Source organism: Thalassospira permensis NBRC 106175, from assembly GCF_000714555.1.
Taxonomy (GTDB): Bacteria; Pseudomonadota; Alphaproteobacteria; order Rhodospirillales; family Thalassospiraceae; genus Thalassospira; species Thalassospira xiamenensis.
The window spans coordinates 341,086-356,037 of record NZ_AUNC01000012.1 but is presented as its reverse complement, the minus strand read 5'-3'; the positions used below and the strand labels follow the sequence as shown (position 1 = coordinate 356,037).

The 14,952-nt window shown below is 54.7% G+C and carries 16 protein-coding genes; 7 read left to right on the top strand and 9 right to left on the bottom strand.

Features of this window, described 5'->3' with window-relative positions; all coding sequences use genetic code 11:
* The coding region (locus SMB34_RS20870; protein WP_084716535.1) for an integrase core domain-containing protein at nucleotides 1–178 on the top strand (178 nt) is incomplete at its 5' end.
* 141 nt (nucleotides 179–319) lie between these two features.
* Entirely contained in the window at nucleotides 320–1,375 is a 1,056-nt protein-coding gene (locus tag SMB34_RS08840; protein WP_037989202.1) for an alpha/beta hydrolase family protein, read from the top strand.
* Here the strand turns inward: SMB34_RS08840 and SMB34_RS21455 are convergent.
* From SMB34_RS21455 to SMB34_RS08810, 6 genes are all read right to left on the bottom strand, one after another.
* Nucleotides 1,335–2,468, bottom strand: a complete 1,134-nt coding sequence (locus SMB34_RS21455; RefSeq protein WP_051682198.1) for a helix-turn-helix domain-containing protein — start codon at nucleotides 2,466–2,468, stop codon at nucleotides 1,335–1,337. The two genes, SMB34_RS08840 and SMB34_RS21455, sit on opposite strands and share 41 nt — an antisense overlap.
* 139 nt (nucleotides 2,469–2,607) lie before the next feature.
* Entirely contained in the window at nucleotides 2,608–3,204 is a 597-nt protein-coding gene (locus tag SMB34_RS08830; RefSeq protein ID WP_037989199.1) for a hypothetical protein, read from the bottom strand.
* A gap of 116 nt (nucleotides 3,205–3,320) precedes the next feature.
* Nucleotides 3,321–4,274 (bottom strand): Hsp33 family molecular chaperone HslO, encoded by a 954-nt coding sequence (gene hslO / locus SMB34_RS08825; protein ID WP_037989342.1) that lies wholly within the window; start codon nucleotides 4,272–4,274, stop codon nucleotides 3,321–3,323.
* Between the two features lie 137 nt (nucleotides 4,275–4,411).
* A complete protein-coding gene (gene argF / locus SMB34_RS08820) occupies nucleotides 4,412–5,329 on the bottom strand; it encodes an ornithine carbamoyltransferase (protein WP_037989196.1) in 918 nt (305 codons plus the stop codon).
* Between the two features lie 11 nt (nucleotides 5,330–5,340).
* Complete coding sequence (locus SMB34_RS08815; protein WP_037989194.1) at nucleotides 5,341–6,498, bottom strand: aspartate aminotransferase family protein; 1,158 nt, start codon at nucleotides 6,496–6,498, stop codon at nucleotides 5,341–5,343.
* A gap of 232 nt (nucleotides 6,499–6,730) precedes the next feature.
* Nucleotides 6,731–7,525, bottom strand: a complete 795-nt coding sequence (locus tag SMB34_RS08810) for an ABC transporter permease (protein ID WP_037989340.1) — start codon at nucleotides 7,523–7,525, stop codon at nucleotides 6,731–6,733.
* A 94-nt stretch (nucleotides 7,526–7,619) separates the two neighbouring features.
* Here SMB34_RS08810 and SMB34_RS08805 point away from each other — a divergent pair, with 94 nt between their 5' ends.
* The 5 genes from SMB34_RS08805 (at nucleotide 7,620) to SMB34_RS08785 (ending at nucleotide 10,839) form a co-directional block, all read left to right on the top strand.
* Complete coding sequence (locus SMB34_RS08805) at nucleotides 7,620–8,330, top strand: regulatory protein RecX (RefSeq protein WP_037989192.1); 711 nt, start codon at nucleotides 7,620–7,622, stop codon at nucleotides 8,328–8,330.
* Between the two features lie 121 nt (nucleotides 8,331–8,451).
* The gene (locus SMB34_RS08800; protein ID WP_037989190.1) at nucleotides 8,452–9,192 is read left to right on the top strand and encodes a MauE/DoxX family redox-associated membrane protein; all 741 of its coding nucleotides are present in this window, start codon (nucleotides 8,452–8,454) and stop codon (nucleotides 9,190–9,192) included.
* 84 nt (nucleotides 9,193–9,276) lie between these two features.
* Nucleotides 9,277–9,612 (top strand): arsenate reductase (glutaredoxin), encoded by a 336-nt coding sequence (gene arsC, locus SMB34_RS08795; protein ID WP_417834282.1) that lies wholly within the window; start codon nucleotides 9,277–9,279, stop codon nucleotides 9,610–9,612.
* A gap of 133 nt (nucleotides 9,613–9,745) precedes the next feature.
* Nucleotides 9,746–10,114, top strand: a complete 369-nt coding sequence (locus SMB34_RS08790) for a CidA/LrgA family protein (protein ID WP_037989338.1) — start codon at nucleotides 9,746–9,748, stop codon at nucleotides 10,112–10,114.
* Entirely contained in the window at nucleotides 10,114–10,839 is a 726-nt protein-coding gene (locus SMB34_RS08785) for an LrgB family protein (RefSeq protein WP_007088300.1), read from the top strand. The genes SMB34_RS08790 and SMB34_RS08785 overlap by 1 nt, the downstream gene beginning before the upstream one ends.
* Nucleotides 10,840–10,868: 29 nt before the next feature.
* On the opposite strand, the gene SMB34_RS08780 is transcribed toward SMB34_RS08785, so the two are convergent.
* The 3 genes from SMB34_RS08780 to SMB34_RS08770 form a co-directional block, all read right to left on the bottom strand.
* A complete protein-coding gene (locus SMB34_RS08780) occupies nucleotides 10,869–12,572 on the bottom strand; it encodes a methyl-accepting chemotaxis protein (protein ID WP_037989184.1) in 1,704 nt (567 codons plus the stop codon).
* Nucleotides 12,573–12,827: 255 nt separating this feature from the next.
* Entirely contained in the window at nucleotides 12,828–13,574 is a 747-nt protein-coding gene (gene truA, locus SMB34_RS08775; RefSeq protein ID WP_037989182.1) for a tRNA pseudouridine(38-40) synthase TruA, read from the bottom strand.
* Nucleotides 13,575–13,656: 82 nt separating this feature from the next.
* Nucleotides 13,657–14,877 (bottom strand): argininosuccinate synthase, encoded by a 1,221-nt coding sequence (locus SMB34_RS08770; RefSeq protein WP_037989181.1) that lies wholly within the window; start codon nucleotides 14,875–14,877, stop codon nucleotides 13,657–13,659.
* Between the last annotated feature and the right edge of the window lie 75 nt (nucleotides 14,878–14,952).

Genomic DNA, 14,952 nt, shown 5'->3' with positions numbered 1-14,952 from the left:
TTTGGCCGAGCGCGTCAATGGCATTCTCAAACAGGAGTTCATCCTGCACCGGTGCAAAACATTCGAAGATCTAGCCAAGCTGTTCAACGAAGCCATCAATGCTTACAATACCATGCGACCGCACATCGCTCTGGCAATGCAAACACCAGAATGCGTGCATCAAAAAGCCAGCGGATGATTAGGCCGCTGGCTTCTGGAAAAACCGTCAACGTATTTTAGGACGGCACACTGAAAGGTCCTTGATCGCGATCCAGGACGCCAACAGCTCCCCGACCGGTAAAACTCATCGCATCATTTCATTTGGTTTGAAGGATCAAGCATGTTGCGTTTTACCGTCACCACGCTGGCCACTCTGGCGGCTTTTGTCATGGCCACACCATCTCATGGCGCGCCCTATGCCGTTGGTTTCACGGAAACCACCATCGGCGCAAGCGATGGGAACCGCGCATTGGTTGGTGCAATCTGGTATCCGACCAGCGATACATACCCGGCAGTACCTGTTGGCGAAAACCCGGTCTTTTTCGGTCAGATGGTGCAGCCTGATGCCAAAATTCAGGACGGACGCCATCCCTTGGTCGTGATGTCGCACGGGTTTGGCGGCAACTGGCGCAATCAGGGATGGCTTGCCACCGCACTGGCGCAGGCGGGCTATGTGGTGGCCGCGATCAATCACCCCGGAACCACCAGCCGCGATGTTACCGCCGAAGTCGGATCTGCATTATGGCTCCGCCCGCTTGATATCAGTCACCTGATCACATCGCTGACCGAAGATCTCGCATGGTCGCCCCATCTGGACGGAACCAACATCACGGTCATTGGTCATTCACTGGGCGGATGGACTGCACTTGAGCTCGCAGGCGCGCAGATGGACATGGATCACATGGACGGGGACTGCAAACAGCATCCCGAACTCGCCGCCTGTGATGGCCTCAACGAACTTGAAGTAGGCCGTACACCAAAAGAACGCACAAAGCTTGCCGCCGACCTTAAAGACAAACGCATTCGTGCTGCGATCTCGCTTGATCTTGGCCTTGCCCGTGGTTTTACCCCGGAAAGTCTGGCGGCCATCGACATCCCGGTTCTGGTCATTGCTGCCGGTTCATCCAATCCGAAAATCCCCAAGGAACTTGAATCGGGTTATCTGATCCAACACATGCCGACCAACTTAGTCCAATATCATGACCTGCCCGGTGCCGCGCATTTCAGCTTCCTGCCGGAATGCAAACCAAATGCCGCGATCCTCCTTGAACAGGACGTCCCGGGTGATGGCATTATCTGTCTCGATGGCGATGACGCAACGGATCGATCAGATCTGCATCAACAGACCATTACGCTTATTCTCGACTTTCTGCATTCTCTAAAAACAGCTTCCTGATCGGACCGAACGGTTGATCGGGGGCCAGTTGATCAGAACTTGGGTCCGCGTCGCGATATGCCCGTGGACCCATCCCGGTCACGCGACCAAATTCGCGGTTAAAGTTCGATTTGGTCTGAAACCCGCAGTCAAACATGATTTCGGTTACCGGCTTAGCGGTCGTCTGCAACAGAGTTTGCGCCTCTGCCACGCGGTATTCATTGACGACCTGTGACACATTGCGCCCGAACCGGCGGTTAATCGCCCCGGAAATTTGCCGCGCCGGGATCACCACACGGCGCGCCAACCGGTCCAGTGTCAGATCAGGATCCCGATACAGATGCTGCGTGCGCATGACCTCATCAATCGCGGCAAGGATGGCATCATCCCCGGCGATATCGTTGTTGTCTTTGCGGTCGTCTTTATGCTGCGCAAGTGCGGGTTCGGTCACGCTGTCAGTCAACTGCGTGGTCTGCGGACTGAGCCGCTCTAACCGGACCATGAGCAACGCCAACACCACCAGAACAACCAACTGCGCATAGCCGACGATTGTTGTAACGTTTGTGCCTTGCGTGATGCTGAAATCAAGGGCGATTAGCCCGTCAACGAGCCCTGAGAAAATCAGCGCCCCGCCAACCACGGCAACAATGCCCCGAACCGATCCGATATCGCCCAGCCGTGCCTGCGCAAAACGGTCTTCGCCGCGGCTGGCCAGAATCATTAGCGCAATACCATATCCGGCAAACTCCACTGCAATCAGGAAATCAACCTGGATATGCCATTTTCGCCAGGTCAGACTTGCGATGAAAATCGCCAAAACCGGGATAATGTGCAGCCAACGCCATCTGGTTTGCGACCGCTCCTCCGAACCGAGTGCGGCAAAGCATATCCAGGCGATGGGCGGCAGCATCGCGGCAAACAAGGGTCGCAAGAAACGGAAAACCAAAAGATCAAATTGCCAGCGCAACCCGACCATAATCACCAGTGCCAGACTGGCGGCAACGAATATCCGCATGCTCCGCCCGACAGGCCCGGCCGGACCGCGCAGGGTCAGGCGCACCAGCAAAATCGCCAGCAACAAGGCAACAACGAAGGGCAACGGGATCTCAAACATAAGGCTTGGCACAATCTGGCAACTGGAAATTGTAACTCGATGTTTGTCCCGCGTGTCGCAGTGGCGCGCAACAAAAAAGACCGCGATGGCAGATCATCGCGGTCCTTGGGCTTTGTTCAAATCCCAAACAGGAAGTCGATCACTGCAGCAGGAAACGCCCCAGATTGGCATTGATCTGACGTTCGAGTTCACGATCTAGGTCCATCAGGAGCGTTGCGGTTTCGTCATAGACCGCCTTTTCACGTTCGGCGACGGACATCGATTCCGCGAGGGTCCGGGTGCGAACTGCGGTTGCAGCAACTTCACCCTTCTGGGTGCCGTTCGGATCAAGGACTTCAAGCTTGGCCGAAACTTTCATTTCGACCTTTTCGGACTGATCATCGGTAAAAACACCCGAAAAACCCTTCTTCGTCTTAAGCACGCTTGAGGTAATGGATGCCTCCGTCACGCTATAACGCAAAACATCACTGGTGCCTGCCGTCTGGATGCGGTCATCAGGCCAGTTCATCGCCATCTTGCCAAGGCTGAACGGCAGATAGCTTTCAAGGTTGTTGTCACCCCCGGCCGGATAGGCTGCCACTTTTTCAATCGGCCCGGCTGCAAATACAATCGGGTCAAGATGGCGCCAGGTCACATCGGGATAGGTTTGCACCGGTGCGCTGGTACAGGCCGCCAGAAGAGCAACAACCGCACCCGCCAGGGCCATGCGCATTCCATTGATGGACAATGCCTTCATCAAGTCTTTCTCCTGCCTCAAATAAAAACGCCACCATACCTTTGTGTGGGCATGGTGACGTTGCTTGATGATTAAGGCAAGGCTGTGACGATCAAAAACCGCCCCGATGCAGAAACTTATGCATCGTCGCCGGATTTGAGCGCACGCAGATCGGCCTCGTTAAAGCCATATCGCGTGTTGCAGAACTGGCAGGAAACCGCGACTTCGCCGCTGTCGGGTTCGCGCATATCCAGAAGTTCTTCAAGCGGATAGGATACAAGCGCGCCTTCGATCTTCTGGCGCGAACAACGGCATTTGAACTGCAACGCTGTCTGATCAAACACGCGCGGTTCTTCGTCGTGGAACAGACGCCAGATCAGATCATGCGCCGATAGCGAAATATCGACCAGTTCGTTTTCGGTCGCACTTGCCATCAGGATCTTGGAGCGGTTCCAGTCCTCGGTGATTTTTTCGGCTTCTTCCGGGGTTGCAGCATCGCCCGAAGCACTGGCCGGAAGACGCTGCAGGAACAGACCGCCAACCCACCAGTCATTGGCCTGTTCACCCTGATGGACTTCAAGCTTGAAGGAAGCTTCGATCTGTTCGGACTGACGGAAATAGGCCTCGGCACATTCGGAAAGCGTATTGCCTTCAAGCGAGACAATACCCTGATAGCGTTCATGATCACCGCCCTGGTCCACGGTGAAAGCGATGTGGCCATGCCCCATCAGCTTGTGCACCTGTCCGCGCAGGGCGTCTTCACCGCCGTCTTCGGCTGCAATCATGGTGCTGAGGCGGTCTTCGTCAACACGCGCACAGGCGCGAATGTTGCCATCGCTATCGACGTCGACAACCATCATGCCAATCGGACCATCAGACGAGGTCTGAAGGGTGAAAAGGCCTTCGTATTTCAGCGCCGAGGACAGCAGGACAGCCAGCCCGATGATTTCGCCCAGCAGATGATTTGCGAGCGACGGATAGCTGTGCTGACCGATGATGGTCTGCACCGTCGGGCCAAGCCGTGCGAAACGGCCGCGAATATTGGAATGATCCAGCGTGAAGGGCTGACAAAAATCGACAGCGATCTGCATTTTCGGGTTCCGCGTTTTTACGTGTTCCGGGGCGTATAACAACAGCAGAACCGCATTGTCCAGCCATGTCACGCCAAAGCAAAGGGGCGAACATCACTGTCCGCCCCAAAATTCTGATGCTTATTTAGTCTGCACCGTCAGGAAGGCAAGCCATTAAAGCAGTATAGCAGAACCCCTTTCTGCGCATGCAGACGGTTTTCGGCTTCGTCAAACACCACCGATTGCGGCCCGTCGATCACATCGTCGGTGACTTCTTCGTTCCGATGGGCAGGCAGGCAATGCATGAAGATCGCATCCTTGTTTGCCTTTGCCATCGCGGCGGAATTGACCTGATAGGGGGCCAATGCTTCCATGCGGGCATCGGCGTCATCGTCCCCCATCGAAACCCAGCAATCGGTAACGATAACGTCGGCCCCGTCCAGCGCACTGTCCATATCGGTCATGCGAACCTTGCCGCCCTCCGCATTAGCGGTTTCGATCAGGCCCTGATTGGGGCGATAACCCGCCGGACAGGCCATATCAAGCGAGAACCCGAATTTCGGCGACGCATGGATAAAGGACGCGGAAACATTGTTGCCATCCCCGACCCAGGCGAATTTAAGTCCTTCAAGGCGGCCCTTGTGTTCCTTGACGGTCATAAGGTCGGCCATGATCTGGCAGGGGTGGCTTTGATCGGTCAGGCCATTGATCACCGGAACGGTGGCATATTTCGCCAGTTCCAGCAGTTTCGATTCGTCCGTGGTACGGATCATGATCGCATCAACAAACCGCGACAGGACACGCGCGGTATCGGCAATGGTTTCACCACGGCCAAGTTGCGAACTTGCGGCATCAAGGATCACAACGTCACCGCCAAGCTGTCGCATGCCGACTTCGAAAGACACACGCGTACGTGTTGACGGCTTTTCAAAGATCAGGGCAAGGGTTTTGCCCGCCAGCGGTTTGTCACCAAACGGTGCCTTGCCTGCCTTTTCCACCGCTCCAAGTTCAAGAATATCGTTCAGCGTTCCCGCCGACAATTTGTCGAGATCGAGAAAGTGCCTGATATCAGTCATTTTAGTCTTCCTTATTGCGCCAAGGCTGCCGCGGCGGCATCGATTGCTGCCAGCGCCTCGTCGACATGGGTTTTGGTGATGTTAAGCGGCGGCAACAGGCGCACCACATTATCGCCTGCCGGAACGGTCAAAAGACCCAGTTCACGCAACTTGGCGACAACATCAACATTGGTCGGCACAGTTTTCATGCCCAAAAGCAGGCCCATGCCACGAACTTCCGCGATAAAGCCCGGATGTTTGCGGGCAATGGCCGCAAGGCCGTCACGGATCAACTGGCTCATGGCAAGAACATTGTCCATGAAACCGGGTTTAAGAACTTCGTCGAGGACCGCATTTGCAGCCGCCATGGCAAGCGGGTTGCCGCCAAAGGTTGTGCCATGCATACCCGCCGTCAGGGCCGCCGCCGCCTTTTCATTGGCAAGCAAAGCCCCGACAGGGAAACCACCGCCAAGGCCCTTGGCCGACGAAATGATATCGGGAACCATGTCCGACCATTCATAGGCGTAAAGTTTGCCCGTGCGACCAACGCCGGTCTGGACTTCGTCAAACATAACCAGCAGGCCGAACTCGTCGGCAGCCTTGCGCAGCCCTTCAAGATACCCTTCGGGGGCCTTGCAGATACCACCTTCACCCTGGATCGGTTCGACCAGAATACCGGCGGTCTCGGGCGTGATCGCATCGCGCAATTCGTTCAGATTGCCAAATGCAACGCGGTCGAAACCATCTGGCATCGGGCCAAAGCCCTCGCGGTATTTATCGCTGTAACCAGCCGTCAGGGTGCCCAGAGTCCGGCCGTGGAAGGCATTGGTTGCCACCAGAATCCGGTTCTTTTCGGCATGGCCGCTGACATACTGGTAGCGGCGCAGCATCTTGATGCCAGCTTCGTTGGCCTCCGCCCCGGAGTTGCAGAAGAACACGGTGTCGGCAAAGGTATTTTCAACCAGACGTGCCGCCAGCTTTTCCTGCCCCGGAATCCGGTACAGGTTCGACGTGTGCCAAACCTTTTTGGCCTGTTCGGTCAAGGCTTCGACCAGATGCGGATGCGCATGGCCAAGGGTATTCACCGCAATACCCGACCCGAAATCGAGGAATCGTCGGCCGTCCTGCGCATAGAGATAAGGTCCTTCACCTTTCTCAAAGGCCAGATCGGCCCGCGCGTAGGTCGGCATGACGGGAGTAATCACTTCTTCATTCCTCAATCAGGGGTAAAAAATCATTCCTGACCAACAGGTCAGCTCCGGCAGAATACCGGGAAGCCGCGGAGTATCAAGAGATTCCTGACCTCTGTCAACGACGCAAAACCCCTTAGATAGACAGGGCTGATATGAAAAAGGGCAGCATCCGATGCGGAATGCTGCCCTTAAACGGAATTTAATGCTGAAATCCGCCCTGTTTTGGCGATCAGGCCTTAAGCTTGTAGCCGCTTTTGATCATGCGATAGCACAGAATCCAAAGCAGGACATTGACCACGGCCAAGACCACAACTCCGGTCATTACCGTGCCGTCCGAAACCCCGGTAAAGCCATAGCGGAACCCGTCAATCATGTAGAAGAACGGGTTGTAATGGACCAGTACCTTGCCGGCTTCGGGCAGGTTTTCGGCGCTATAGAATGTGCCCGACAGGAAGGAAAGCGGGGTGATGACAAAGTTGGTCACAACAGCAATGTGATCGAATTTCTCGGACCAGACACCACCGGCAATCCCCAGAAGCGACAACATCAGCGATGCCGAAATTCCGAAATACAGGATAGCCCAGATATTATGGATGCCGACATCAACAAAGAACGCCATGACAATGGTGGTGGCGACACCCACCATGATGCCGCGCGTAACCGCGCCGAAGGCAAAACCGGCAACCATTTCACCGGCCGAAAGCGGCGGCATCAGAACATCGACAATATTGCCCTGTACTTTCGATATGATGATCGAGCTTGAGGTATTGGCAAATGCGTTTTGGGCCATGGTCATCATGACCAGACCGGGGGCAAGGAAGGTGGCGAAGGGAACGCCATTGACCGTCTCGACCGCGCGCCCGAGTGCCAGAAGGAATACCGCCATGAATAACAGGCTGGTAACCACCGGGGCCCCGATGGTTTGCAGATGAACGTTCAGAAAACGTCGAACTTCCTTGGCATAAAGCGTCCACAGACCGAGCCAGTTGATCGCGCCCATTTGACGCGGTGCTAGCTCTTGCATGAAATATCCTTCGAAAAAATGCAGACAATTGCCGGTAAAATAGGGAGAGTCGGGCATCAAGTGCAAGGGTGCGTATCGATCAGCATTGGGTGAAATGAAAGAATCACACGAAAACCGCAGTGATTTAGCGCCTGACAGCCAAGCGGAAAAATTTGGCGGAAACGCCAGTTTTACCGACAAAGGCAGGGCTAAAGGTAAAGACCGTAATCCACGCGAACCCAAAAAGCCGCGCCGGGTCACGCGCGACTATCTGATGAATTATGCCACCTGGTATCTGGAACGCTTTGCCGCGTCACGTGCCCGGCTTGAAAAACTGATGCGCGGCAAAATCAGGCTTTCGGTTGCGGAATACGGCACCGATCCGCAGGAAGCCGAAGAATGGATGAAAAGCGTTCTGAACACTTGCGAGAATGCCGGATTTATCAATGACACTGCCTATGCCAAGGGACGTGCCAGATCGCTTCTGCGCAAGGGCAAAGCCATGCGGGTTATCGCCGCCGATCTGAATGCACGCGGCATTGCTTCGCACATGATTGATGACACCATCACCGACCTCAGACAGGAAGCCGATCAGGCGGCCTACGAAGATGTCCGGGGTACCGATCCCAACCTTGCCGCCGCCGCGGCCTATGCCCGACGCCGTCGGCTTGGCCCGTTTCGCCGCCCCGACCAGCGGGATGAAAAACGCGACAAGGATCTGGCTGCACTTGCACGGCAGGGGTTTGGCTATGACACCGCCACCCGGATCATTGATAGCGATCTGGATCACCTGAACGATCTGCTCTCCATGATTGACGGCATCTGATTACTGCCCTGGCGTTTTTCAAACCCCGAAAGAAGGCGTTTCTGCGTTATGTGGAACAAATGCCGCCCCGACAAGTTCCATAAAAGCGTAGACCCAAAGGCAAGACGAGAGAGATCAAGTCATGACCGCACAGACACGCAAGGCAACGCTTTACCGGATGGTGATGGACGAGCATATCTGCCCGTTCGGCCTGAAATCGCGCGATCTTTTGAAAAGAGAAAGATACGCCGTCGATGATCACTGGCTGACCACCCGGAAAGAAACCGACGACTTTCAGGCAGAACACAATGTCGATACGACACCGCAGACATTCATTGATGGCGAACGGATCGGTGGCCATGACGAATTGCGGGAATATTTCGGCAAGCCGGTAAATGATGGCAATTCGGTTACCTATCAGCCGGTCATTGCCGTTTTTGGCATGGCAGCCCTTATGGCGCTGGGCCTTAGCTGGGCTGCTTTTGGTGATTTTCTGACTGTTCGGGCAGTTGAATGGTTCATCGCAACGTCGATGTGCATCCTTGCCATCCTGAAGCTTCGGGATATCGAAAGTTTTTCCAACATGTTTCTGGGTTATGACCTGCTGGCGCAACGGTGGGTGCGATATGCCTATCTTTACCCGTTTGGTGAAGCACTGGCAGGTGTGCTTATGATTGTTGGCGCGCTTATGTGGATTGCCGTTCCCGTTGCCCTTTTCATCGGGACAATCGGGGCGATATCGGTTTTCAAGGCGGTTTATATCGATAAGCGCGATCTTAAATGTGCCTGTGTCGGTGGGGACAGCAATGTTCCGCTTGGTTTCATTTCACTGACGGAAAACATCATGATGGTCGCGATGGCGATCTGGATGATGGTGAAATAGGCAACAACAGACTGGTGCAATCGGTATCGAGCCCCTAAAAAGAACCGATACAGGCTGCCTTTTACGTGAAGGAGAACCATGAATATGATGGTCCGTATCTATCACAATCCGCGTTGTTCCAAGTCGCGCCAGACTCTTGCACTGATTGAGGAGCAGGGGATCACCCCCGACGTGATCCAGTATCTGGATACGCCGCCCACCCCGCAGGAATTAAACGAAATTCTTGGCATGCTGGGCATGGCCCCAGAAGATATCCTGCGCAAAAAAGAAGCCAAAGAAGAAGGCATTGCCGATCTTCGTGGTGACGCGCTGATCGAAGCCCTTTGTGCCCATCCGCGCGCGATTGAACGCCCGATTGTGGTCAATGGCCACAAGGCCGCCATTGGGCGACCGCCGGAAAGTGTTCTGGAAATCCTTTAGGGCCACCTGAAATATCGAATGACTTCAAACGCCTGTGCCATTTCCGCACGGGCGTTTTTCGTTATTAATAAAAGTCGAACGGGCGCAAAGTCATTATGTCTAATCCAAAGACATAAATGTCGGGAGGTTGCTGATGATTGCTGCGTTTGCCCTGATCCTCGTCTGCCAGCTGTTTGGCGAGGTAATATCGGAACTGTTTGACCTGCCGGTCCCCGGCCCGGTGATCGGGCTTGGGCTTTTGTTTATCGGGCTGATTGTCAAACGCCACCCGCCCAAGGTTTTGACAGATGCAGCCGATAACCTTCTGATCCATTTTTCGCTGCTGTTCGTTCCGGCCGGTGTCGGTGTTGTAACGCAGCTTGACCGGCTGCGCGGGGACTGGTTGCCGATTACCGCCGCCCTGATTTTTTCCACCCTGCTTGCGATGGTACTGACCGCCCTTCTGATGTCGAAACTTCTTCCCAAACCGAAGGCATCGGTTAGCGACGGGGAGGCAAAATAATGGGCGAGACAGATATCACGCAGCTTTGGGTTTATCTTTCGACCAAGCCGTTGACCGGCCTTACCATTACGCTTGTCGCCTATTCCATCGGGTTCTGGCTGTATCAGAAAACCAACCGTAATCCGGTTTGCAATCCGGTGGTAATCGCCATTGCGTTGATTGCGCTTCTGCTGGAAAGCACGGGTACGCCTTATGCCACCTATTTCGAAGGGGCGCAGTTTGTGCACTTTCTTTTGGGCCCGGCAACGGTCGCCCTTGCCGTGCCGCTATTTCGCCAGATGGAAACACTGAAACGGGCATTGCCGGTGATTATTTTCGGTGTGCTGTTCGGATCGCTGGTTGCGAGTGTCAGCACGGTTGTGCTGGCCTGGGCCCTTGGGGCCAGCCCGGAAACACTGGCGTCCCTGGCACCGAAATCAGTTACGACACCTGTTGCTATGGGTATTGCCGATGAAATTGGCGGTGTCCCGGCCCTGACTGCGGTTTGCGTAATCGCTACCGGTATTGTCGGCGCAACGCTCGGTCCGATGGTGATGAACTTGGCACGATTGAAAGACTGGCGGGCGCGCGGATTTGCCATGGGGGTTGCCGCACACGGGATCGGTACAGCACGGGCGTTTCAGGTCAATGAAACGGCCGGGGCGTTTTCGGGTCTTGCAATGGGGTTAAATACGCTGGCCACCGCGCTCACCCTGCCGTTTCTGTGGCATTGGTTCTTCGGGTGAGCGAAACTCACCCGAAGAACCAAAAAACCTTAACCGGCACGCAGCTGTTTGAGGAAGTCGGATACGGTTCTGTGCAGGGTTTCGATCTGTCCTGACAACGCACCGACATTTGTATCAAGCTCGTTTGCGGCAGCACCGCTGCTGCTGGCGGCCTGATGGATTTCCTCGATATTGCTGACGACCTCGCTTGAACCACGCGATGCGGTCGAGGCGCTATTGGCAATTTCGCCAACAGCAGCATTCTGTTCGGACACTGACGACGAAATGCCATTGGTGATATCGTTGATGGTCGCGATGGTCTGGGTCACTTTTTCGATGGCCTCGACCGTCAATTTGGTTTCACTTTGGATCGCGCCAATCTGCTGGGCAATTTCATCGGTTGCCTTTGCCGTCTGATTGGCAAGGTTTTTGACTTCCTGCGCAACAACAGCAAAGCCTTTGCCCGCCTCGCCGGCGCGGGCGGCCTCGATGGTGGCGTTTAGTGCCAGAAGGTTGGTCTGTGCGGCGATATCGTTAATCAGACTGACGACTTCGCCAATCCGCTCGGCAGCTTCGGCGAGGCCGCTAACCATTTCGTTAGCCCGCGATGCTTCGGTAACGGCGGTCTCCGCAATCGATGTCGATTCGTCAACCTGGCTTCCGATGCCGGTAATTGATGCCGAAAGTTCCTCGGTCGCGGCAGCAACCGTCTGGACACTGCGGGCCGACTCATTGGCGGCTTCGCTGACATGGCTGCTTTGACGGACCGAATGATCCGCTGATTCACGCATCTGGCGGGTTGAGCGCATCATGCCCTCGGTCGCCTGACGCACCGACGAAACGATCTGACCGACCGATTCCTCAAGTTGCTTCGCAAGACGGTTGCGTTGCTGAACGCGTTCATCCTCGTTACGCTTTTCGGCCGTGATGCGTGCTTCTTCGGCTTCCTTGATCTGGCCTGCTGTTTCCTTCCAGCGGACAAGACCATCAGCAATCACACCAATTTCATCCTTGCGCATCGTATAGGCAACATCGCCGGAAAAATCGCGGTCGACAAAACGGGCAATGGTATTGCCCAGAACATGAAGCGGCCCAAGCTGCCAGCGCAACAGAACCACCAGCAACACCCCGGCGATCAGGGCAACGACAATACCGGCAATCGCGATACGAAGCTCGATAGCAGTTGCAACTTCGGCAACTTCGGCCTTGGCAATACCGACATAAAGAATGCCGATCACATCACCGCCCGGATTAAAGATCGGCGTATATTGGGTGATATAGGCGGTGCCAAGAATGACCGCCTCGCCACGGAATGTTTTTCCCGAGGTGGTAGGGCCATAGGCAGCACTGCCATTCCCCAGCATCGTACCAACGGCCCGCTGGCCATCCGGCTTGATGATATTGGTCGAAACGCGAACAAAGTCCTTTTCGGCAGGCACCCAGGAAAACACGGTTGCCGTCTGGCCTGTGGCGGTTCCGATACGGTCGATCAGGCTATGCGATGAAAGATCGGGAATTTCCGGCATAACCAGTTTGGTCGTTTCACCGTCTGCACCGATGGTAACTTTCAAATCCGGATAGGCATCCTGCAACAAAAGAGCGGCAACACGCAGGTTGAGCTTTTGCGATTGCAGACTGGTATCACTGACCTGCTGATCAATACGCTGCATGATCACAACGCCAAGCAGGAAAATACCGCTGATCAAAATGATCAAAGCGGCCAACGCAACCTTGAAAACAATACTTCTGGACATGATCTATCGTCCCCTGACCCCATTGCACTGGCCCCCAAGACACCAACGCAAAAAACTCCCACAACCCATAATTCTGACCGATAGTCAGGATGGATCGGACCTGAACAACATAGCGATTTAAAAATCGCATTTATCTTATTGGAATCTGGTGTTCTTTAACTATTAGTTCAATAACAGAATATCAAAACAACTGAACATTTGTGCAAAAAATGATCAAAACGACCAGAAAGCCAAATTTCGGCAGATCCGTAATGTTCAGTAATCGACCTTGACGAAATAAAGCCCGTCAGCCGGAGCAGTCGGACCGCCTGCCTTGCGATCGCAAGCTTCCAGTGCTGTTTTGACGTCAATCGGCTTCCAGTTGCCCTTGCCGACCAGAACAAGAGTACCGACCATATTACGGACCTGATGATGCAGGAATGACCGGCTTTCGGTATGCACACGAATATCAAGCGGGTCATGCTCGCTGCGCGTCACGACAAGCTTTTCCAGTGTTTTTATCGGGCTTTTGGCCTGGCATTCGCTTGCGCGGAAGGTTGTGAAGTCATGCGTGCCGATAAGATAGGCCGCAGCTTCGTTCATCGCATCAATATCAAGCGGCTTGAAAATACCCCATGCAAGACCGGCATCAATCGTCAGCGGCGCCCGCCGATTGACGATGCGATACATGTAGTACCGTTTCTTGGATGAAAACCGGGCGTGAAAGTCTTCACCGACTTCAACGCAGTCAATCACGGCAACCGGGTCAGGTTTGAGGTGATGATTGATTGCATTCATTACGGCATCGGCCGGATAGGTGCGGGGCAGGTCAAAATGCACGACCTGACCAAAGGCATGTACCCCGGCATCGGTTCGGCCAGATACATATACGCGCACAAATTCTCCGATGAACTTTTCCAGCGCGGTTTCAAAAACCTGCTGGACCGAGATCACCTCGTCCTGGAACTGCCACCCGTGATAGGGACGCCCATTATATTCGACGGTACATTTATAGCGCTGCATCGGGTGCTTATAACCAAGCTTCAAAACAAAAACGAGGGGTGATGAACACCCCTCGTTTCGTAATGCATCACAACGGTGAAACTTACTTCACGCCGTCGCGATCAAAACCAAGACGCAGGCGAAGAGCGTTCAGCTTGATGAAGCCTTCTGCATCGCGCTGGTTGTAAACAGTATCTGCTTCGAAGGTGACATGCTCTTCGGAGTAGATCGAGTTCGGCGATTTGCGGCCGGTAACCGTGACGTTGCCCTTGTACAGGTCAAGACGAACAACACCGTTGACGGTTTTCTGGGTTTCGTCGATCAGGCGCTGCAGGGCCTGACGCTCCGGCGACCACCAGTAGCCATTATAGATCATCTCGGCGTAACGCGGCATGAGCTCGTCCTTGAGGTGACCGGCATTACGGTCAAGCGTAATGCTTTCCATTGCGCGGTGCGCCACCGACAGGATGGTGCCACCCGGGGTTTCGTAAACGCCGCGCGATTTCATGCCGACATAACGGTTTTCGACCAGATCAAGACGACCGATGCCGTTTTTGCCCGCAACGTCGTTCAGCCTGGTCAGAAGGGTCGCCGGGCTCATACGTTCGCCATTCACGGCAACCGGGTTACCCTGTTCAAACTCGATTTCAATCGTGGTGATCGCATCGGGTGCGTTCTGCGGCGATACGGTCCGTTCGAACATCTGTTCGTTCGGCTTGACCCACGGATCTTCCAGCGCCTTGCCTTCATAGGAAATGTGCAGAAGGTTGGCATCGGTTGAATATGGGGGCTCATCCCCGCCCAGCTTGTCAGCCGAGATCGGAATCTGATGTTCGCGGGCAAAGTTAAGAAGGGCGGTACGCGAATTCAGTTTCCATTCACGCCAAGGCGCAATGACTTTTACATTCGGCTTAAGGGCATAGTAACCAAGCTCGAAACGGACCTGATCGTTGCCCTTGCCGGTGGCACCGTGGGAAACGGCATCTGCACCGACTTCTTCGGCGATTTCAATCTGGCGTTTGGCAATCAGCGGACGCGCGATTGAGGTACCGAGCAGATACACACCTTCATAAAGGGCGTTCGCACGGAACATCGGGAAGACATAGTCGCGAACGAATTCTTCGCGCAGATCTTCGATGAAAATCTGTTTGACGCCAAACATCTCGGCTTTCTTGCGGGCGGGTTCCAGTTCCTCGCCCTGGCCGAGATCGGCGGTGAAAGTCACGACTTCGCAGTTATATTCTTCGCGCAGCCATTTCAGGATGATGGAGGTATCAAGCCCGCCTGAATAGGCAAGCACCACCTTTTTGACCTGATCGCTCATTGGAGTGACGCCTTTCTTCTTCCGATGTAAACCGGGGCGCGGCACATTCAGGCCAACGTCCCTTGCGGGGTTGCA

Bases quoted from the DNA above. Each gene is read 5' to 3' on its own strand.
- SMB34_RS08840 (WP_037989202.1), top strand. From the start codon at position 320: ATGTTGCGTTTTACCGTCACCACGCTGGCCACTCTGGCGGCTTTTGTC.
- SMB34_RS21455 (WP_051682198.1), bottom strand. From the start codon at position 2,468: ATGTTTGAGATCCCGTTGCCCTTCGTTGTTGCCTTGTTGCTGGCGATT.
- SMB34_RS08830 (WP_037989199.1), bottom strand. From the start codon at position 3,204: ATGAAGGCATTGTCCATCAATGGAATGCGCATGGCCCTGGCGGGTGCG.
- hslO (WP_037989342.1), bottom strand. From the start codon at position 4,274: ATGCAGATCGCTGTCGATTTTTGTCAGCCCTTCACGCTGGATCATTCC.
- argF (WP_037989196.1), bottom strand. From the start codon at position 5,329: ATGACTGATATCAGGCACTTTCTCGATCTCGACAAATTGTCGGCGGGA.
- SMB34_RS08815 (WP_037989194.1), bottom strand. From the start codon at position 6,498: ATGCCGACCTACGCGCGGGCCGATCTGGCCTTTGAGAAAGGTGAAGGA.
- SMB34_RS08810 (WP_037989340.1), bottom strand. From the start codon at position 7,525: ATGCAAGAGCTAGCACCGCGTCAAATGGGCGCGATCAACTGGCTCGGT.
- SMB34_RS08805 (WP_037989192.1), top strand. From the start codon at position 7,620: ATGAAAGAATCACACGAAAACCGCAGTGATTTAGCGCCTGACAGCCAA.
- SMB34_RS08800 (WP_037989190.1), top strand. From the start codon at position 8,452: ATGACCGCACAGACACGCAAGGCAACGCTTTACCGGATGGTGATGGAC.
- arsC (WP_417834282.1), top strand. From the start codon at position 9,277: ATGATGGTCCGTATCTATCACAATCCGCGTTGTTCCAAGTCGCGCCAG.
- SMB34_RS08790 (WP_037989338.1), top strand. From the start codon at position 9,746: ATGATTGCTGCGTTTGCCCTGATCCTCGTCTGCCAGCTGTTTGGCGAG.
- SMB34_RS08785 (WP_007088300.1), top strand. From the start codon at position 10,114: ATGGGCGAGACAGATATCACGCAGCTTTGGGTTTATCTTTCGACCAAG.
- SMB34_RS08780 (WP_037989184.1), bottom strand. From the start codon at position 12,572: ATGTCCAGAAGTATTGTTTTCAAGGTTGCGTTGGCCGCTTTGATCATT.
- truA (WP_037989182.1), bottom strand. From the start codon at position 13,574: ATGCAGCGCTATAAATGTACCGTCGAATATAATGGGCGTCCCTATCAC.
- SMB34_RS08770 (WP_037989181.1), bottom strand. From the start codon at position 14,877: ATGAGCGATCAGGTCAAAAAGGTGGTGCTTGCCTATTCAGGCGGGCTT.